The sequence below is a fragment of the Micromonospora sp. TSRI0369 genome, from assembly GCF_001905625.1.
GTDB classification, from domain to species: Bacteria; Actinomycetota; Actinomycetes; order Mycobacteriales; family Micromonosporaceae; genus Micromonospora; species Micromonospora echinospora_A.
Map to the genome: position 1 here is coordinate 348,261 of NZ_LIVU01000003.1, position 17,056 is coordinate 365,316.

Consider the following 17,056-nt stretch of genomic DNA (forward strand, 5'->3'; position numbering starts at 1 on the left):
AGCCACGGCATCTCATGGCCGGGTTACCGGGGTGGGAACAGGCGGGCGCGGGCCCACAGCGACACGTAGACCAGTCCGACGAGAACCGGGACCTCGATCAGGGGGCCGACGACGCCGGCGAGGGCCTGGCCGGAGGCGATGCCGAACGTGCCGATCGCGACCGCGATGGCCAGCTCGAAGTTGTTGCCCGCCGCGGTGAAGGCCAGGGTGGTGGTGCGTTCGTAGTTCAGGCCGATGGCCCGGCCGAGCAGGTAGGACCCGGCCCACATGAGGGCGAAGTAGGCCAGCAGCGGCAGGGCGATGCGGGCGACGTCGACCGGCCGGTCGGTGATGGCCTCGCCCTGAAGGGCGAAGAGGATGACGATGGTGAACAGCAGTCCGTACAGGGCGACGGGTCCGACCTTGGGCAGGAACCGCTGCTCGTACCAGTCGCGGCCCTTGGTCCGTTCGCCGAGGCGGCGGGAGAGGAAGCCGGCGAGCAGCGGGATGCCGAGGAAGACGAGCACGTTGCCGGCGATCTCCCAGCCCGAGACATGCAGCACGGCGCCGTCCAGACCCAGCCAGCCGGGCAGCACCGACAGGTAGAACCAGCCGAGCAGGCCGAACGCGAGGACCTGGAACACGGAGTTGAGGGCGACGAGGACGGCGGCGGCCTCCCGGTCGCCGCAGGCGAGGTCGTTCCAGATGATGACCATGGCGATGCAGCGGGCCAGGCCGACGATGATCAGGCCGGTGCGGTACTCCGGCTGGTCGGCCAGGAACACCCACGCCAGGGCGAACATGAGGGCGGGGCCGACGAGCCAGTTGAGGACCAGCGATGAGACCAGCAGGCGCCGGTCGCCGGTGACGGTGTCGAGGCGGTCGTAGCGGACCTTGGCCAGCACCGGATACATCATGATCAGCAGGCCGAGGGCGATGGGCAGGGAGATGCCACCGACCTTGACGGCGTCGAGAGCGTCGTCCAGGCCGGGAACGATCCGGCCGAGCAGCAGGCCGGCGACCATGGCCAGGCCGATCCAGACCGGCAGGAGCCGGTCGAGGCGCGACAGGCGTGCCACCACCGGTGCGGCATGGTCGGCTCGGGTGGCGGTGCTCATGGACACTCCCGGGGGTTGTCGGTGCTGGCGCGTGCGCGTCGAGCGAGGTCACCCAGGTGGTGGGCTGCTTCCTCGAGCTGCTGGTCGAGGGTGATCTCCTGGCGTGGGTGGACGGTGGTGTGGGTCATCGGGGACCTCCGGGCAGGGTGGCGGGGGCGAGCCGGTCGACGCGGTCGGCCAGGTCGGCGTAGGCGGCTTCGAATGCCTCGTCGGTGTCCACCCGCACCGGGTCCGGGACCGACCAGTGCAGGCGAGGGCGGAGCGGGCCGGTCAGTTCCTCATGGGCGTTGTCACAGACGGCGATCACCAGGTCGTCGCGACGGACGACATCGGCGACGTGGGCGGTGCCGGTCGGGTCGAGGTCGAGGTGGTGGCGGTGGGCCACGGCCACGGCGCGGGGGTGTACTCGGGTGGCGGGCCTCGTTCCGGCGGAGGCGACATCGCCGTACGCGCGCTGCTTCCACAGCGCGGCTGCCAGTTGCGAGCGGGCCGAGTTGTGGGTGCACACGAACACCACCCGGCCCACGCCGGTCAGCCGCGGGGTGGCGAGAGCGGCCAAGGCCTCAGGGCGTAGCCGAAGGTAGGTGCGGCGCCGGTCGCCCTCGGAGCGGCCCTTGACGACCAGGCCGGCGTCGTCGAGGACCTTGACGTGGTGGGCCACCAGATTCGTCGGCATGTCGAGCCAGTGTGCGATCTCCCCGGGAGAGGCGTCACCGAAGGCGAGCGCGTCCACGATCGCCAGGCGCACCGGGTCACCGAGGGCGGCGTGGGTGCGAGCTCGCCCCTGGAGAGAAGAATACTCAACATTCATTGAGTCAACTATCACTGAGTTACTTTGCCGAGTCAAGCCGACCTCGTGAATGCCTGGATCTCACCGCGGCCGGTGTTGGTGCCGGCTGATCAGCAGCAGGTCGCCAGGTAGGACTGAAGATCCGTCAGGGCGGCGATGGCGCCGTCGCGGTCGGCTCGGTAGAACACCGTCCTGCCGTCTCGCCGCGAGGTGACCACACCGCCGCGTCGCAGCAAGGTCAGCTGCTGCGACGCCGTGGCCTGGCTGATGCCGACCCGCTCGCGCCGCGCACGTCATGGCCGCCCTCGCCGCACGCGTGGACCGGCGTCCGCGTCTGTCCCGTCGGGTACGTCCCGGGGCCTGAGTGCCGAGCGTTCGACGTCGTCCGTGCACGTGGATCGAGCCACGGACGGTGCGGGCGGATGACGGCGATGGGGCAGTGAGGTCAGGCTTTGGCCGCGGCCGCCGGCTCGATCGACAGTAGTGCGGCGAGCTGGCGCAGGATCTGCGGCCGAGCCCGGTAGTAGACCCACGTGCCTCGCCGCTCGGCGTCGACCAGGCCCGCCTCGCGCAGCGTCTTGAGGTGGTGCGAGATCGTCGGCCCGGTCAGGTCGAACGCCGGCGTCAGGTCGCACACGCACGCCTCGCCATCCTCGGCGGAGGCGATCATCGACATCAGCTGTAGCCGCACCGGGTCACCGAGGGCCTTGAACGCGGGCGCGAGGACCGCGGCCGTCTCCGCCGGGACCCGACGCTGCGCCAGCGGGGGGCAGCACGGCGCGTCGGCGTTGAGATCGACGACCGGAAGAGGCGCCTGTTGCTTAGACATGCCTCTAGGTTGACATCTATCTAATCACCGTGCAAGTCTCTGATTCGACGGACGTCAAGACAGGCGTTCCGAGAAAGTGAGGACGAGCATGTTCGGCCCCACCCGCCGCTCGCGCAGATCCCTGCCCGGTGTCCGCTTCTGCGACTCCTGCGCCCAGGTGTCCACCCCCGCGCAGCGCGCCGAGCACCGCTACGACACCACCCGCGCCGCCGTCTACACGCTGATCAGCCCTCGTTGAGGAGATGACCGACATGAGCGAGAACACCTTGACCGCCGGCGGGTTCACCGGCGACCCCGCCGCAGCCCTGCAGGTCACCGGCTCCGGCGCCTGCTGCGGCAGCCCCGCCCAGGCCGTCGGCGGCATCCTCCCGCCGGCCGGCGAAACCACAAGCGGTGACCCGTGCTGCGGAACCCGGCAGGCAGCCCAGGCGGCTGACTCGTGCTGCGGCACCGAGGCCAGGGCCGACGCCGTCGCCACGGGACAGGGCTGCTGCTCATGACCGCCTCAAGCAACCTCGCAGACCTGCTCGAGCAGGTCAGCGTCGACCGGATGGCCGTCACCGTCGCCGCCCTCGCCTCCGACCCGCTGGCCGGACGGCGGGTCGGCTCGACGGGCGGGGCGGCAGCCCGCGACTGGCTTGTCAACCGGTTCACCGCCCCCGGCGCCGACGTCCGCACCGAGGAGTTCCCGGTCCGCGCCGTGCCGCAGGTGTACGAGGCGCCGACGGTCACCTGGGGCGAGGGGGGCCGCACCGACGAGTTGGTGTTCGGACGGCAGGTCGCGATCCACCCGGCCTCCGCCGACACGCCGAACATTCGCCGGGGCGCCCTCGCCGTCGCCGGCAAGGACGACCCGACGGGGCGGTGGCTGGTCGTGCCGGCCGACATGAGCCTGTTCGACGCCTACCGCGACACCAACCGCGCCGCCGGGTTGCTGGTCCGCCGCCCGGTCGATGCCGAGGGGTGGCAGTTCACCATGCTCGCCGGCCCGGATCCGGGTCCGCTGCCGGTGCTGACCCTCGACCCGGACACCCACCACGCCGTGCTCACCGCCGCGACTGCGGGGGACGGTTGGCTGGCCGGCGCGACGCCGCTGCGCCGCGACGACGTCACCGGTGCCAACATTCACGCCTGCCTCCGGCAGCCCGCCCCGGCTGGCGCCGACCTGCTGCTGACCGCGCACTACGACGGCGTCGGCGACCACCCGGGGCTTCGCCTGCCCGGCGCCTCGGACAACGCGACCGGCGTCGCCGTGGTCCTCGAAGCCGCCCGCGTTCTCGCTACCGCGCTGCCGGCTGGTGCGGGACTGTCCGTCGCGCTGCTCGACGGGGAGGAAGTCGGCGCTCTCGGCTCCGCCCACCACGCCAGTCAGCTCCACGCCGCAGGTGCCGCGCCGATGGTCCTCAACGTCGACGGCGTCGGCCGCTTGGAGAGGGCGGCCGCGGTGGAGGCCGGCGGCCCTGCCCACCGCCTCCTCGCCCTGCTCGACCAGGCCGGGCGCCACACCGGTATCCCTCTGGTGGCGGGTCCGGTGGCATCGGACAACCGCCGCTACGGGGGTGCCGGTTTCGCCGCAGTGGGGATCGGTGCCGGCATGGGCGGCTACCACAGCCCCGCCGACACCCCCGACAAGGTCGACCCCGCCACCCTGGCTGCGATCGCCCGTCTCGTCGTCGCGACCGCTCACCTCGCCGCGACCGCACCCGCTACACTTTCATCGTCAATCGGCGATAAACGATAGAGGGAGTGGCGGTGGGCGACCTTCTCGACCGGGACACCGCGCAGACCTACGCCTCGTGGTTCCGGGCCCTCGCCGACCCGACCCGGGTGCAGATCGTCGAGTACCTCGCCCGGCACGCCCGGCCGATGAGCGTGGGGGAGATCGTCGCCGCCGTCGGTCTGGCCCAGTCCACCGTCTCCCAGCACTTGAAGATCCTGACCGAGGTGCGGTTCGTGCTCGTCGAGCCGGTCGGCACCGCACGCCACTACCGCATCAACGGCGCCTGTGTCGGCTGCTTCCCGTCCGCCGCCGATGTCGTCATGGGCCGTCCCGCCCCCAACCCGATCGGAGGCTGCTGATGACCGACATCACCGTCCGACCGATGACCGCGGACGACGCCGACCGGGTCCGCGCCATCTACCAGGCCGGCCTCGACGGCGGCGACGCCAGCTTCGAAACCACCGCCCCGACATGGACCGCATTCGACGAGGCCAAGCTGCCTGATCACCGCATCGTGGCCGTCGACGCGGACGACACCGTCATCGGGTGGGCGGCGGTGTCACCGACCTCGAGCCGGGCGGTCTACGCCGGGGTGGTCGAGCACTCCGTCTACATCGACCCCGCCGCCCGCGGGCGTGGCGTGGCCCGGCTGCTGCTGGACGCGCTGATCACCTCCACCGAGGCCGCCGGCATCTGGACCATCCAGTGCGGCGTCTTCCCGGAGAACACCGCCAGTCTCGCCCTGCACGAGCGGGTCGGTTTCCGCGTCATCGGCACCCGCGAGCGGGTGGGACGGCACTACGGGCGGTGGCGCGACGTCGTCCTGCTCGAGCGGCGCAGCCCTGTCATCTGAACCCCCTCGGCCTCCGCCAGCCCCAGCACCACTGCACCTTCTTGATTCGACACTTTTCAACACAGAGGAGTTTTTCGATGAGCATCCCGAACGAGCTGCCCGTCGCGGTGATCGGCGCGGGCCCGGTGGGTCTGGCCGCCGCCGCCCACCTGCACGAGCGTGGCCTGCCCTTCCTCGTCCTGGAGGCCGGTAACACCGCCGGCGCGGCCGTGCGGCAGTGGGGGCACGTGCGGGTGTTCTCCCCGTGGCGCTACAACGTCGACCCGGCCGCCCGCCGGCTCCTCGACGACGCCGGCTGGGCCGCCCCGGTCGAGGACGCCCTGCCCACCGGCGCCGAGCTGGTCACCGACTACCTCCAGCCCCTCGCGGACCTGCCGCAGCTCAAGCCCCACCTGCGCTACGGTGCGCGGGTAGAGGCGATCAGTCGGCTCGGCCTGGACCGGCTGCGCACCGCCGGCCGCGAACAGACGCCGTTCCTGATCCGCCTCGCCGACGGCGACGAGCTGCTCGCCCGCGCCGTCATCGACGCCTCCGGCACCTGGGGCACCCCCAACGTCCTCGGCGCCTCCGGCCTGCCCGCCCGCGGCGAGACGGACGCCGCGGCGTTCCTCGAGCACGCCCTGCCCGACGTGCTCGGCAGCGACCGGCACCGCTTCGCCGGCCGGCACACCCTCGTCGTCGGCGCCGGCCACTCCGCTGCGAACACCCTGCTGTCACTGGCCGAGCTGGCCACCGCCGAAGCCGGCACCGAGGTGACCTGGGCGATCCGCTCGGCCAGCCCGGCCCGCACCTACGGCGGCGGAGACGCCGACGCCCTGCCCGCCCGCGGCGCACTCGGCGCCCGGCTGCGCGACCACGTCGACGCCGGCCGGATTCGGCTGCTCACCGGATTCTCCGTACACGCCCTCACCCCGACCGAGGGCCGGGTCACCGTGGTCGTCCGGCACGCCGACGGCACCGACGAGTCCATCACCGTGGACCGCGTCGTCGCCGCCACCGGCTTCCGCCCCGACCACTCGATCGCGGCTGAGCTGCGCCTGGACCTCGACCCGGTCATGGGAGCCACCCGCGCCCTCGCCCCGCTGATCGACCCGAACGAGCACTCCTGTGGCACCGTTCCGCCGCACGGCGCCGCCGAACTCGCGCACCCCGAGGCCGGCTACTACGCCGTCGGCATGAAGAGCTACGGTCGCGCGCCGACGTTCCTGATGGCTACCGGCTACGAGCAGGTCCGCTCGGTCGCCGCCGCCCTCGCCGGCGACTGGGACGCGGCCCGCGACGTCCAGCTCGACCTGCCCGAAACCGGCGTCTGCAACAGCAACCCCGCCGACTCCACCGGCGCCGACAGCTGCTGCGGCCCCGACCCTGCGGCCGCGCCGGCCGCACAAGGGCTGGCGACCGGAATCTCCGGGGGCCTGCTCTCCGCACCGCTCAGCCTGGTCAGCCTCGACACCCCGACCGGAGGCCAGACCGGCGGCTGCTGCACCAGCTGATGAGCACCACGACGGCGTCCGCCGGCCCCACGGTCGGCGGGCGTCACGGGTGGCGCGTCGTCGCCGCCCTCGCCGTCACCAGCACCATCGGGTACGGCACCCTCTACTACGCCTACGCGGTCCTCCTCGGCCCCATGGCCGCCGGGCTCGGCGCCTCCACCACTGCCGTCACCGGCGCGCTCACCGCCAGCGTCCTCGCCGGCGCGCTGATGGCCATCCCCGTGGGCAGGTGGCTCGACCGGCACGGCGGACGAACCCTCATGACCTCCGGCTCGATCGCCGCCACCGCCCTCCTGATCGCCTGGTCCCAGGTCCGAACCGTCGGACAGCTCTACGTCGTCATGGCCGGCATCGGCATCACCGGCGCGATGGTCCTCTACGAACCCGCCTTCGCCGTCGTCATCTCCTGGGTCACCCCCGACAGGCGCCCCACCGCGCTGCTCGCGATCACCGTCGTGGCGGGATTCGCCAGCACCATCTTCATGCCGCTCACCGGCGTACTGGCCGCCCACCTCGGCTGGCGCGACGCGCTCCTCGTTCTTGCCGCCATCCACGGCACGGTGACCATCCCTCTGCACGCCCTCGCCATCCGCACACCGCCGCACCTCGCCCGCGCCACCCCTGCGGCGTCACCTGTCGTCCCGCGACAAACGGCGGCCCGCGCCGCGATACGCGACCGGCGGTTCTGGATCCTCGCCGCATCCCTCATCGCCCACGGCGCCGCGACCGGCGCCATCGGCGTCCACCTCGTCGGCTACCTGACCAGCCGCGGCCACCCCGCGACCTTCGCCGCCGCCGTCGCCGGTCTCCTCGGCGTCCTGTCGGTCGCCGGACGACTCGTCCTCACCGGCGCCCGACGCCGCCTCCCGATCACCACCGTCGTCGCCACGGTCTTCGCCGTCCAATCCGCCGCGGTCCTCGCCATGCCGTTCACTGCGGGAATCCGGGTGGGCGCCGTCCTCACCGTCACCGGATTCGGCCTCGGCTTCGGCATCGCCAGCCTCGCCACCCCCGCGATCCTCGCCGACCGCTACGGCACCGCCGCCTACGCCACCATCGCCGGACGCCTCACCGCCCCCGTCACCACCGCCAAAGCCGGCGCACCCCTGCTTGCCGCCGTGCTCCTGGCGTACGGGGGCTACCACCTCCTGCTCGCCGCGGTCACCACCGCCTGCCTTCTCGCCGCCGCCGCGATGCGCTCCGTAGGAAGCGGAAGGCCCTAGGCGAGCAGCCTCCGCAGCGCCCCGGCCAGGCCGGCACCGACGGTGACCGGGTGGAGGAAGGACAGCCGGATGTCGGCGTGACCGTCCGGCCGCTCCGCGCGCAGCACGATGCCTTCGGCGTCGAGCGCGACCGGGACGATCCGCGTCGAACCGGCGCTGACGGCGGGGTCGACGCGCGCACCGAGCCGGTCGAGGATGTCGCCGTGGCACCGCGTCAGGTGGGCGAGGTGGGCCGCCTCGTCGACGGCGATCGGATCCGGGTGGACGGCACGGTACGTGCCGAGGTCCACCACGACGGGTTCGGCGGCCCGGTCGAGGACGATCTCGTCCGGTTCGATCGCCCACAGCGCCACCGGCGGCAGGTCGAGCAGCGACATCACGGTGGCCGGGTCGCAGGCGTCGAGCGCGGCCGGGTCGAAGCGGCGGGCGGTGCCCAGGATCCGCAGCCGGTCCCGCACCCGCGAGCGTACGGCGACCGGAGCGAGGTGGGTCACGTCCACGCGTACCGCACCGCGCTGGCCGCGCGCGGCCACCAGCAGGCCGCCGGTGCGGCTCATCGCGTCGACCGCGAGGACGATCGTGCCGTCGGGGAGGACGGCGTGGGCGGAGAGGAGGTCGGCGGTGGTGTCGCCGAGTGTCAGCCGCAGCGAGGAGGCAGCGCTCAGCACGCACCGGGCGGCGACAGCGTCGCGGGGCGTAGGGGTGACCGCCGACGGCCCGGCGGCGACCGGGGCGACACCGGCCGACGGGGCCGGGCGCCCGGCGGGGTGCAACGCCATGTCTGTCTCCTCGGCCGGGAAGGGTGAAGTCGGCCCAGGTCAGACGGTAATAGGTAAGGCTTACCTGTGCAACGGCGGGTCGGGTGCCGCAGACGCCGGACGGGTCACGACGGTGACCGTCGTAACCCGTCCGGGCGCGGTGTCCGGTTTGTCAGGCGGGCTGGTAGGTCAGGCAGTCGCTGACCGTGGCGCCGGGGCCGACCGTGATCGACTCGGCGGTGCAGGCGAGGTTGGTGTTGAACACGCACTCGGCGCGCGCGCACGCGCCCACCGCGCCGGTGACCTCCGCGATCCCGCCGCTCAGGGACGACTCGACGAACGTCGCGCAGGACGCCGCGTCGGCGCTCGCCGCCACGGTGATCGCGGGAGCGTGACAACCGTTGTCGTTGAAACTGCACGCGGTGGCGGCGCATTCACGTACCGGCGGAGACTGCAACAGGGTCTTCATGGTGCCTCCAAGTCATGCGGGCCGGCGGAAGTAAAGGGCCGGCCTCGTGGTGCTCGAATGCCATTCGGTATTAGCCGTGCGGGCCGGGCTTCAAACCTGTCCGCCCGAAGCGAGGATCATGCTCACCATAGCAGCGGAATGCGGCGTCGGCGGCGGTTGGCAGCCGTTCCCGCACGAAATTCCGGACCGACCAAGATGAGGCTTACCTTCGTTAGGAAAGGCTTTGTTTGCCGGCGCATGATGGGCGTGCGGCGCCCCGTTCGCGCTGCTCCAGGCGCCGTTACGGTACGCGAATTGGTGCGCGGAAATCGACGGGCCGGAACCGGTAGTCGGCTTCGCCGCCGGTGGCAATCGCATTACCGTGCGCGGTGTCGGAACGGTAGCCAACGCATCCCGGCGGCGCGCAACTCCTGGCCGCTGGCCCAGGGGGTCGGGTTCAGCTGAGGGCGACGGTGAGCGAGCACGCTGCCAAAACCACGCATGCCGGCGTCATCACCAGGCGTTCGGCGCGGCTTCGCGAGATTGCGTTGAGTGCGATCCCGATTGCGAAGTACCCGAAGAGCACCCAGGTCGCGATGCCGACGAACGGCCTGAAAGGCCCGAAGATTTCGGCGCGCGCGAGCAACACCCAGGCTATGGCGGCGTAGACGACGACCGACACTGCGCTGCCGATGCGGAGTCGCCGCGGCAGTGTCTCGTGCTGCCCACCCCATACCAGCCGCCCGTACGGCCGGCCGGCCGCGACGAGCACCTGGAGCGCAGCGAGTGCGGTGAGCACGAGAGTGGCCACGACGGCGGCGACGCTCATGCCGTCACCTCCTGGCCGGCGAGATGGCGTGTGGCGTTGGCGACAAGCGTGTCCAGCGCGCTCTGCAGCGCTTCGAGATCGACACCGTCCTCGATGCCGTCGTCGATCTCGGCGAGCCCTTTCCATGCCGCGTCGAGGAGGTCCCGACCCTTTCTCGTGACGGCGACGCGATTCGCGCGCTGGTCGGTGGCGTCCGGAGCGACCTCGACGAGCCCGCGCGCGACGAGCTCGACCAGGCGCTGCGTCACAGCCGCTCTGGACACGTCGAGGGCTTGGGCGATCTTGCTCTGCCGCGCGGGGCCGATTGCGTGGATCGTCACCAGCGCGGCGAACATCGAAAGGGTCACGTCGTGCGTGTTCCGCAGGTGCGTGTCAGCGACGCGGTCGACGAGCGTGGTGGCGCGGTGAAGCGTGAGTACGAGGCGTCGTGCCGAGAGCGTGGCGAGATCCATAATGTTAAGGTCTTACCAAAAGCGAGGTGGGGCGTCAACCGTGGCCGACGGCGGGACCGCCGGGGGCAGGATGGCACCCTGAGCGAGCCGGGGGAGCCGGCCCGCGCCGGCCGGGAGCGGATCCTCGGCCGTACAGAAAGTGGGGCGGCGTGATCAAGGGGTGGCACGGCTGGCTCGGCACGATCAACGGGGTCGTGCTCATCACGGTGGCCGCGCTGCCGTTTGCCGCGCTTGTGGTGTGGCTCCTGGCGCGCCGGCGCGGCGGCGGGCCGGCCTGGCACCGGTCGCTGGCCGAGGTCGGCATGGTCTACGGGACCGTGCCGTGGGTCTGGATGATCATGTTGCCGGGGGACGGCGCCGGTGTGGTTCCCGGCCGGGTGAGCCTGGTGCCGCTGCGGGACCTGCTCACCGTCCTGGCGAGCGGGCCGCTGACGGTCACCGTCCAGATCGTCGGCAACCTGCTGGTGTTCGCGGCGCTCGGATTCTTCGGCCCGCTGCGGTTCGCGGCCCTGGCGTCGGTGCCGCGGATCCTGGCCCTCGCGGCGGCCTGCTCGATCCTGGTCGAGGTCGCGCAGTACGTCCTGCGGCTCGACCGCGTCTCCTCTGTGGACGACGTCCTGCTCAACACCGTCGGCGCCGGGCTGGCCGCGCTGGCCTCGCGACGCTGGTGGCGGGCCCCGGCCGCGGCGTCGCCGGGCCGGCCCCGGCCGGTCCCGGCGGCGGAACGCTGAGCGGCCCGGAGACGGCCGCCTGCTGAGCCCTGCCCGGAGACGGCACGATGGGCCGGACCTCACGGCCCGGCCCATCGCGTCAGCGCGTCAGGTCGACGCGTTCACCGTCCGTCAGGAGAGCTTCTTCCCGAGAGCGGTGGTGGCGCCGCCGCTCTCGTACGAGACGAGCAGCGAGGTGCCGGCCGGGAGCGACCCGCTCAGCGGCAGGACGACGGTGCCGTCCTTTCGCAGGCTGGCCTGGGCCTGCGCCACGACCTGGTTGCCGTCCCAGACGAAGACCCGGGCGGTGCCGGCCTTCTTCACCTGGAGGTCCACCGAGACCTTGCCGGCCTTGCGGGTGACCTTCTTGATCTTCACGGTGTTGTCCGCCAGCTTGGCGTACCCACCCGGCGCCACCCCGTCCGAGACCGACTGCAGCAGGGTCTGCGGCGAGTCGACGCTCAGCGCGGCGGTGTCGGGCATGATCGGAGCCTTCGGCGCCGACGGCCTCGCCGGCAGGTCCGGCAGGAGCGCGTTGCCCCAGCGCCACGGGTCGGCCCGTACGCCGCTCCAGGTCGACCAGCCGACCCGGGTCTGCGAGCTGAGGTCCTGCGTGTCCGAGTCGTTGACCAGGATGTTCAGGCCCATCCGGCTCGGGTCGATGGTGTCCGGCAGCACGCTGAACGGAATCTTGACCTCGATCCGGTACCCGGTGTACGGGTTGCTGGTCACCACGGAGGCGATCTCCACACCCGGCGCGGTCTCCGGACCGCCCTGGTGGTTGTCCCGCTCCCGGGCGAAGCACGGCGGGTTGCCGTTGGCCGGGTCCCGCGTGGCCGGGAAGAGCGCCATGTTGAACACCGTGGAGGTGTTCGCCGAGTTGCCGCGCGGGTCGATGCCGAACTCGATGTTGTCGTTACGCCGCGGACGCTTGCAGTCCTCCGGCGGCAGGACGGTGCCGAGCACGTCATCGGTGATGTTGAAGATGGCGTACAGGGCGTCGTCGGTGTGGGTCAGCTGGGCGGTGCCGGAGATGTCCGACGCCGGGGCGGCGGTGCCCTCCCAGCGGGTGGAGATGTCGATGACCTCGCCGGTGTACTCGTGGTCGTGACCGTGACCGTCCACCGTCGGCGCGGTGGCCGCCTTCGGGATCGTGGTGGTCGGGACCAGGTTGAACACGCCCGGCTCGGTGGCGCTGCCACCGACGTAGCTGGTCTCGATCTGCACCCGGTAGGCGCCGTTGTCCGGCGCCCGGTTGGCAGTCGGCAGCGACGTGTCGGTGTTCGTGACGGTGAACGTCACCGAGGTGGTGGCGCCCGGCTGGAGCCCGCTGTACGGCAGCTGCTGCTCGGCCACGGAGAAGCCCGCGGGAACGTTCAGCTTCGCCGTGCCGGACTGGACCCGGGTGCCGTGGTTGGTCAGGTTGACCTTGACACTGCGGGTGCCGCCGCTGGGGATGTTCAGCAGCGACTCGATGAGCGCGTCGAGCTGCTGCGTCTTGTTCCGCACCGTCCAGGCGCGGAAGTCGGCGATCTCCTCCAGCGGCTCCAGGGTGCCGCGCACCGGAGCGGTGCCCTGCACTCGGGCGCTGCTGGTGCCGCTGCCGTCCTTCTTGCTGGTCAGCGTGGCGTCGAGCTTGAAGCGGGTGCCCACCTCGACCTGCGCCGGCGGGGTGACCGTGAAGGTCTTCACGACCTCCTTGCGCGGGCTGAGCGTGCCGACGTTGCCGTTACCGGTCACCGTCCAGCCGGCCGGGACGTCCAGGGTGACCTTGGCGCCCGGGATGGCCTTCTCGGCGTAGAGGACGGTGTCCACCGTGATGGGCTGGCCGCCGACGGCCTCCCAGGTGCGCGGACGCACGTGGACCTCGGTGCCGAGCGGCAGGCCGCCCGGGGCACGCAGGGTGGCGCCCTGCAGCGCGCCGGTGCCGGCGCCCACGTTCGGGTCCGGGTACGGGGTGCGGGTGTCGATCAGCGTCAGCCGGTTGCAGCCGATGTTGTCGGGGTTGGTCGTCGGGAAGGAGCTGTTGCCCCAGCCCTGCGACACGTACTCCCGGCGGGCCCAGGTCTGGACCGTGTTCCACCGGTTGCCGTCGTGCCGCGCCGACTCGTAGCCCTGCCAGGTGCCGAAGATGACGTTGCTGGCCTCGGCCGGCGTGAACGTGGTCTCGCAGGCGGGGCCGTTGGTGCCGGTGGTGCCGCTGCCGCCGGTCTGGAAGATGCGGGAGACCCGCCAGGGCTGGAGCCCTTCCTGCTTGATCTGCTCCGGGAACGCCTTCGGGTCGGCCGCCGCGTAGAAGGCCTCCACGGCCAGCATGGCCGCCTTCTGGTGGTTGCCGTGGTTGCCCTGCGTCGCCGAGGGGTTCATCGTGAGGATGACCTCGGGCTTGGTGGTGCGCAGGACCCGCACGATCCGGGACAGCGTCTCCTGGTGGCCCCAGACCTCTTCGGTCAGCGGGGCGCTCGCGGTGTACCAGAAGTCGAGCGCGTCCAGGTTGTAGATGTGCTCGACGCCGGCCCAGCCGACGGCCTTGCGCTCCTCGGCCTCCCGCAGGATACCGAGCTCCGGGCCCTCCTCGAGACCGGTGGCGTTGCCACCGCCCTCGCCGCGGGTGGTGGTGATGACGCCCGCCTTCATGCCGTGATACTCGTTCCAGTATCCGAGCATGCCGAGCTGGCCCGCCTCGTCGTCCGGGTGCGCGCCGATGAACATGATGTCCAGGTCGACGGGCTTGTCGGACTTCTTGGCCTGTGGCTTCGGTGCTGCGTTCTGGGGGTTGGCCTGGGCCGGAGTGGCCAGGCCCAACGACAGCAGACCGCACATGGCGATCGCTGCCGTGGTGCGCCATCTCATGGGCATACCTCTTCGTCTCGAAGCGAGAGTGCTGCGGCTGGGGGACGGTCACGGGCCCGGCGCGGGCCGGCTGACACGTGGCTCGCGCCGGGTCGTGACGCGGACAGCTGTCCACTGAGGACCGTGAGGTCCTCGCTGGTCGTGGTGCTCGACAACGGGATGGTGGTGTACACGCACCGTCACGGTGTGAGCGGTGCAGACGGTGGGAACGGGTCGATCCACCGGAAGGCCTTCGGGCCGTAACCTAGGGATCTTGCGGAGGCGTCGTCAATAGGCCCGGACGACTTTCTTCCTTATTCGAAGAAACAATCTGCGCAGCTCAGCGACTCGGCTTCCGGGTCGGCGTCGGCCTGAGAGGACTCTTTGCCCAGCTTTGGGTACCCGATGTGGACGCGACGGCCCAGTTTTGTGCGCCATGTCGGGGTGGCCCGGCGCGCCCGGCTTGCGGCTTCCCAAAATTTCCCTGGTCGGAGCTTCGAGATCATCTCGTTACTTGACGCCGCACTTTTTTCTCACTAGGAAGAAAGCGTGTCTGACAAAGCCCCGACCAGCCCGGTCAGCCGTGAGCGGTCCCGTGAGATCAAGCGTCTCTCGGTGATTCTGGCCGCCCGGCAGGCCCGGCGGCTGTCCCGAGTGGACCTGGCCGAGATGACCGGCCTCTCGGCGGCCACGGTGACCGCGCTCGTGCGGGAGCTCGTCGCCGAGGGCTACCTCATCGAACGCGGGCCCGGCGCGCCCACCACCGGCCGCCCCCGGGAGATGCTCGAGTTCAACCCCCGCGCCGAACTCGTCGCGGCGGTGTCGCTGGAGCCGCCCCGGATCAGCTGCGAGATCGCCGACAGCGAGGGCGCGGTCATCGCGCACCGCGTCGCGCGGCTCGGCGCGAACGTGGTGGAGACCGTCTGCGAGTTCGTCCTCGACCTGGTCGGCGACAACCTGCCCTCGCTGCGCGGCGTCGCGATCGCGGTGCCCGGCGTGTCCAGCAACGGCGCGGTACGCCTCGCGCCGTCGGTCGGACTGGTCGAGGCGTGGCCGATCGGCGAATCCGTGCAACGGCGGCTCGGCGTACCCGTGGTCGTCGACAACGACGTCAACCTCATGGCCGCCGGCGAGTGCGTCGCCGGCGCCGGCGCGGACGTGGCGAACCTGCTGCTGATCCACGTCGCCGACGGCATCGGCGCGGGCCTCGTGCTCGACGGCAAGGTCCGCCGCGGCGCCAGCGGAGCCGCGGGCGAGGTCGGCTTCCTGCCGCTGGGCGGCACGACCGAGCGCCGCTACAGCGGCGTCGGCGACTTCGAGGCCCGGTGGTCGGTGAACGCCATCGCGGAGCGGGTCGTCGCGCTCAACCCGGGCCGGCGGCCCGAGTCGCCGGTACGGGAGCTGAGCCGGCTTGCCGCGACGTCGTCGCCCGCCCGCGAGTACCTGGACGAGGTCCTCGGCGCCTGGGCCGGGCTCATCCTCTCCTGCGCCTGCGTTGTCGATCCGGGACTGGTGCTGCTCAGCGGCGCCGCCGCGGAACTCGACGACGCGGCCCTCGACCAGCTTCAGACCCTCGTCTCCGCCCGGACCCCGGCCCCCACCGAGGTACGCCGGGCCACCCTCGGCGACCAGGCAGTGCTGCACGGAGCGATCAGCTACGCGCTCTCGGCCGCGGTGCCCCGCTCCTCGCTTCCCTGACCACCACCCGACCCCGGCCCCCGACGACCCCGACTCCCTCCGACCCGACACCCCACTCCACAGTCACCGTCGCGGCGACCGCGTCCGTATCCCGGACGACCGGTCGCGGCGCGATGCGGCGCGCCCCGCCCCGGGCGCGACCCGCGGACCTTCGACCCCCTCCCCGGGGAGCCGGCGCACGCCGCCGGCGCCCCCGGCACACACCGTCTTTCTCCGCTTCCGATAGTTCCCCCGCAAAATGGAGGTACCAATGAAACGTCGTTTGGCCCTGGCCGTCGCGTTCAGCGCGCTGCTGGCCGTGACCGCGTGCGGCAGCAGCGACGACGACAAGGACACCGGCTCCTCCGGCGCCGCGCCGGCCGAGAAGGTCGTCATCTACAGCGCCCGCGACAAGTCGGTCACCGACTACGTCGTGGAGCAGTTCACGACCAAGAACCCCGAGTACAAGGGCAAGGTCGAGGTGCTCAACATGGGCGCCCAGGAGGTGCTCGAGCGGGTCCGCGCCGAGAAGGCCAACCCGCAGGCGTCGGTCTGGTGGGGCGGCACCCAGCAGGGTCTCGCCGCGGGCGCGTCCGAGGGGCTGCTGGAGTCCTGGCAGCCGTCGTTCGCCTCGAAGATCGACGCGCGGTACAAGGACGCCGAGGGCCGCTGGTTCGGCGAGATCCTGCTGCCCGAGGTCATCATGTACAACAACAAGGCGCTGACCCCGGAGACCGCGCCGAAGGACTGGGACGACCTGGTCGACCCGAAGTGGAAAGACAAGATCATCATCCGGGACGTGGCCGCCTCCGGCACCATGCGCTCGATCTACGCCTCGATGATCCAGCGCTACACCCCCGACGGGTCGAACCCGCAGCCCGGCTACGACTGGCTGCGCAAGCTCGACGCCAACACCGTCGAGTACGCCGCCAACCCCAGCGACCTCTACCTGAAGATGTCGCGTGAGCAGGGCGTGGTCAGCGCCTGGAACCTCCAGGACATCCTGCTGCAGGCCAACGAGAAGATGCCGTTCGGCTACGTCATGCCGGCCTCGGGCGCGCCGGTGCTCGTCGACGGCGTGGCCGCCGTCAAGGGCGGCAACACCGAGGGCGCGAAGAAGTTCCTCGAGTTCCTCTTCGACGACTCGCTGCGGGCCAGCCTGGCCAAGGACTACTTCCAGATCCCCGCGGTCGAGATCGCCGAGAAGCCCGAGTGGCTGACCAAACTCGACCTCAAGCCGATGGACGTCAACTGGGACGTGATCGGCAAGAACGAGACCGCCTGGATCACCCACTGGAACGCCCAGATCAAGGGCAAGGGCTAAGACGCTCAGGACCGGGCCGTG

Annotated in this window: 18 protein-coding genes; 10 read left to right on the top strand and 8 right to left on the bottom strand. The window is 71.5% G+C overall.

The window, feature by feature from the left end:
• Positions 1–23: 23 nt before the first annotated feature.
• The 3 genes from arsB to AMK25_RS10445 form a co-directional block, all read right to left on the bottom strand.
• Positions 24–1,097, bottom strand: coding sequence for an ACR3 family arsenite efflux transporter (gene arsB, locus AMK25_RS10430; RefSeq protein ID WP_073827962.1), 1,074 nt, complete (start codon positions 1,095–1,097; stop codon positions 24–26).
• A 124-nt stretch (positions 1,098–1,221) separates the two neighbouring features.
• Complete coding sequence (locus AMK25_RS10435) at positions 1,222–1,908, bottom strand: arsenate reductase/protein-tyrosine-phosphatase family protein (RefSeq protein ID WP_073827963.1); 687 nt, start codon at positions 1,906–1,908, stop codon at positions 1,222–1,224.
• A gap of 424 nt (positions 1,909–2,332) precedes the next feature.
• Complete coding sequence (locus AMK25_RS10445) at positions 2,333–2,716, bottom strand: ArsR/SmtB family transcription factor (protein WP_073827964.1); 384 nt, start codon at positions 2,714–2,716, stop codon at positions 2,333–2,335.
• 88 nt (positions 2,717–2,804) lie between these two features.
• Between AMK25_RS10445 and AMK25_RS32190 the strand changes: the two genes are divergently transcribed.
• From AMK25_RS32190 to AMK25_RS10475, 7 genes are all read left to right on the top strand, one after another.
• Positions 2,805–2,954: a hypothetical protein gene (locus tag AMK25_RS32190; RefSeq protein WP_158070667.1), complete on the top strand. Its 150-nt coding sequence runs from the start codon at positions 2,805–2,807 to the stop codon at positions 2,952–2,954.
• A gap of 13 nt (positions 2,955–2,967) precedes the next feature.
• The gene (locus AMK25_RS10450; protein ID WP_073828627.1) at positions 2,968–3,216 is read left to right on the top strand and encodes a hypothetical protein; all 249 of its coding nucleotides are present in this window, start codon (positions 2,968–2,970) and stop codon (positions 3,214–3,216) included.
• Positions 3,213–4,457, top strand: a complete 1,245-nt coding sequence (locus AMK25_RS10455) for a M28 family metallopeptidase (protein ID WP_073827965.1) — start codon at positions 3,213–3,215, stop codon at positions 4,455–4,457. Before AMK25_RS10450 ends, AMK25_RS10455 begins: the two co-directional genes overlap by 4 nt.
• Positions 4,458–4,468: 11 nt before the next feature.
• Positions 4,469–4,795 carry a winged helix-turn-helix domain-containing protein gene (locus AMK25_RS10460; protein ID WP_083664719.1) on the top strand — a complete coding sequence of 109 codons (327 nt, stop codon included), beginning with the start codon at positions 4,469–4,471 and terminating at the stop codon, positions 4,793–4,795.
• The gene (locus AMK25_RS10465; RefSeq protein WP_073827967.1) at positions 4,795–5,289 is read left to right on the top strand and encodes a GNAT family N-acetyltransferase; all 495 of its coding nucleotides are present in this window, start codon (positions 4,795–4,797) and stop codon (positions 5,287–5,289) included. Before AMK25_RS10460 ends, AMK25_RS10465 begins: the two co-directional genes overlap by 1 nt.
• 77 nt (positions 5,290–5,366) lie before the next feature.
• A complete protein-coding gene (locus AMK25_RS10470; RefSeq protein ID WP_073827968.1) occupies positions 5,367–6,782 on the top strand; it encodes an FAD-dependent oxidoreductase in 1,416 nt (471 codons plus the stop codon).
• Positions 6,782–8,005 carry an MFS transporter gene (locus AMK25_RS10475; protein ID WP_073827969.1) on the top strand — a complete coding sequence of 408 codons (1,224 nt, stop codon included), beginning with the start codon at positions 6,782–6,784 and terminating at the stop codon, positions 8,003–8,005. The genes AMK25_RS10470 and AMK25_RS10475 overlap by 1 nt, the downstream gene beginning before the upstream one ends.
• On the opposite strand, the gene AMK25_RS10480 is transcribed toward AMK25_RS10475, so the two are convergent.
• From AMK25_RS10480 to AMK25_RS10495, 4 genes are all read right to left on the bottom strand, one after another.
• On the bottom strand, positions 8,002–8,784 hold the full coding sequence (locus AMK25_RS10480; protein ID WP_073827970.1) for a DUF2470 domain-containing protein: 783 nt from the start codon (positions 8,782–8,784) through the stop codon (positions 8,002–8,004). The two genes, AMK25_RS10475 and AMK25_RS10480, sit on opposite strands and share 4 nt — an antisense overlap.
• Positions 8,785–8,935: 151 nt before the next feature.
• The gene (locus tag AMK25_RS10485) at positions 8,936–9,232 is read right to left on the bottom strand and encodes a DUF1540 domain-containing protein (RefSeq protein WP_013286940.1); all 297 of its coding nucleotides are present in this window, start codon (positions 9,230–9,232) and stop codon (positions 8,936–8,938) included.
• A 436-nt stretch (positions 9,233–9,668) separates the two neighbouring features.
• Positions 9,669–10,040: a hypothetical protein gene (locus tag AMK25_RS10490; protein ID WP_073827971.1), complete on the bottom strand. Its 372-nt coding sequence runs from the start codon at positions 10,038–10,040 to the stop codon at positions 9,669–9,671.
• Positions 10,037–10,492 carry a MarR family winged helix-turn-helix transcriptional regulator gene (locus AMK25_RS10495; RefSeq protein ID WP_073827972.1) on the bottom strand — a complete coding sequence of 152 codons (456 nt, stop codon included), beginning with the start codon at positions 10,490–10,492 and terminating at the stop codon, positions 10,037–10,039. The genes AMK25_RS10490 and AMK25_RS10495 overlap by 4 nt, the downstream gene beginning before the upstream one ends.
• 149 nt (positions 10,493–10,641) lie before the next feature.
• On the opposite strand from AMK25_RS10495, the gene AMK25_RS10500 reads away from it, so the two are divergent.
• Positions 10,642–11,223: a VanZ family protein gene (locus tag AMK25_RS10500; protein WP_073827973.1), complete on the top strand. Its 582-nt coding sequence runs from the start codon at positions 10,642–10,644 to the stop codon at positions 11,221–11,223.
• 111 nt (positions 11,224–11,334) lie between these two features.
• Here the strand turns inward: AMK25_RS10500 and AMK25_RS10505 are convergent, their stop codons facing one another.
• Positions 11,335–14,055 carry a sugar-binding protein gene (locus AMK25_RS10505; RefSeq protein ID WP_073827974.1) on the bottom strand — a complete coding sequence of 907 codons (2,721 nt, stop codon included), beginning with the start codon at positions 14,053–14,055 and terminating at the stop codon, positions 11,335–11,337.
• A 528-nt stretch (positions 14,056–14,583) separates the two neighbouring features.
• Between AMK25_RS10505 and AMK25_RS10510 the strand changes: the two genes are divergently transcribed.
• Both AMK25_RS10510 and AMK25_RS10515 read left to right on the top strand, forming a co-directional pair.
• Entirely contained in the window at positions 14,584–15,732 is a 1,149-nt protein-coding gene (locus tag AMK25_RS10510; RefSeq protein ID WP_073827975.1) for an ROK family transcriptional regulator, read from the top strand.
• 250 nt (positions 15,733–15,982) lie between these two features.
• Positions 15,983–17,035 carry an extracellular solute-binding protein gene (locus AMK25_RS10515; protein WP_073827976.1) on the top strand — a complete coding sequence of 351 codons (1,053 nt, stop codon included), beginning with the start codon at positions 15,983–15,985 and terminating at the stop codon, positions 17,033–17,035.
• The last annotated feature ends 21 nt before the right edge of the window (positions 17,036–17,056 follow it).

Coding starts and splice junctions, on each gene's coding strand:
- arsB (WP_073827962.1), bottom strand. CDS start 1,097: ATGAGCACCGCCACCCGAGCCGACCATGCCGCACCGGTGGTGGCACGC.
- AMK25_RS10505 (WP_073827974.1), bottom strand. CDS start 14,055: ATGAGATGGCGCACCACGGCAGCGATCGCCATGTGCGGTCTGCTGTCG.
- AMK25_RS10475 (WP_073827969.1), top strand. CDS start 6,782: ATGAGCACCACGACGGCGTCCGCCGGCCCCACGGTCGGCGGGCGTCAC.
- AMK25_RS10455 (WP_073827965.1), top strand. CDS start 3,213: ATGACCGCCTCAAGCAACCTCGCAGACCTGCTCGAGCAGGTCAGCGTC.
- AMK25_RS10470 (WP_073827968.1), top strand. CDS start 5,367: ATGAGCATCCCGAACGAGCTGCCCGTCGCGGTGATCGGCGCGGGCCCG.
- AMK25_RS10490 (WP_073827971.1), bottom strand. CDS start 10,040: ATGAGCGTCGCCGCCGTCGTGGCCACTCTCGTGCTCACCGCACTCGCT.
- AMK25_RS10450 (WP_073828627.1), top strand. CDS start 2,968: ATGAGCGAGAACACCTTGACCGCCGGCGGGTTCACCGGCGACCCCGCC.
- AMK25_RS10435 (WP_073827963.1), bottom strand. CDS start 1,908: ATGAATGTTGAGTATTCTTCTCTCCAGGGGCGAGCTCGCACCCACGCC.
- AMK25_RS10515 (WP_073827976.1), top strand. CDS start 15,983: ATGAAACGTCGTTTGGCCCTGGCCGTCGCGTTCAGCGCGCTGCTGGCC.
- AMK25_RS32190 (WP_158070667.1), top strand. CDS start 2,805: ATGTTCGGCCCCACCCGCCGCTCGCGCAGATCCCTGCCCGGTGTCCGC.
- AMK25_RS10495 (WP_073827972.1), bottom strand. CDS start 10,492: ATGGATCTCGCCACGCTCTCGGCACGACGCCTCGTACTCACGCTTCAC.
- AMK25_RS10465 (WP_073827967.1), top strand. CDS start 4,795: ATGACCGACATCACCGTCCGACCGATGACCGCGGACGACGCCGACCGG.
- AMK25_RS10480 (WP_073827970.1), bottom strand. CDS start 8,784: ATGGCGTTGCACCCCGCCGGGCGCCCGGCCCCGTCGGCCGGTGTCGCC.
- AMK25_RS10485 (WP_013286940.1), bottom strand. CDS start 9,232: ATGAAGACCCTGTTGCAGTCTCCGCCGGTACGTGAATGCGCCGCCACC.
- AMK25_RS10445 (WP_073827964.1), bottom strand. CDS start 2,716: ATGTCTAAGCAACAGGCGCCTCTTCCGGTCGTCGATCTCAACGCCGAC.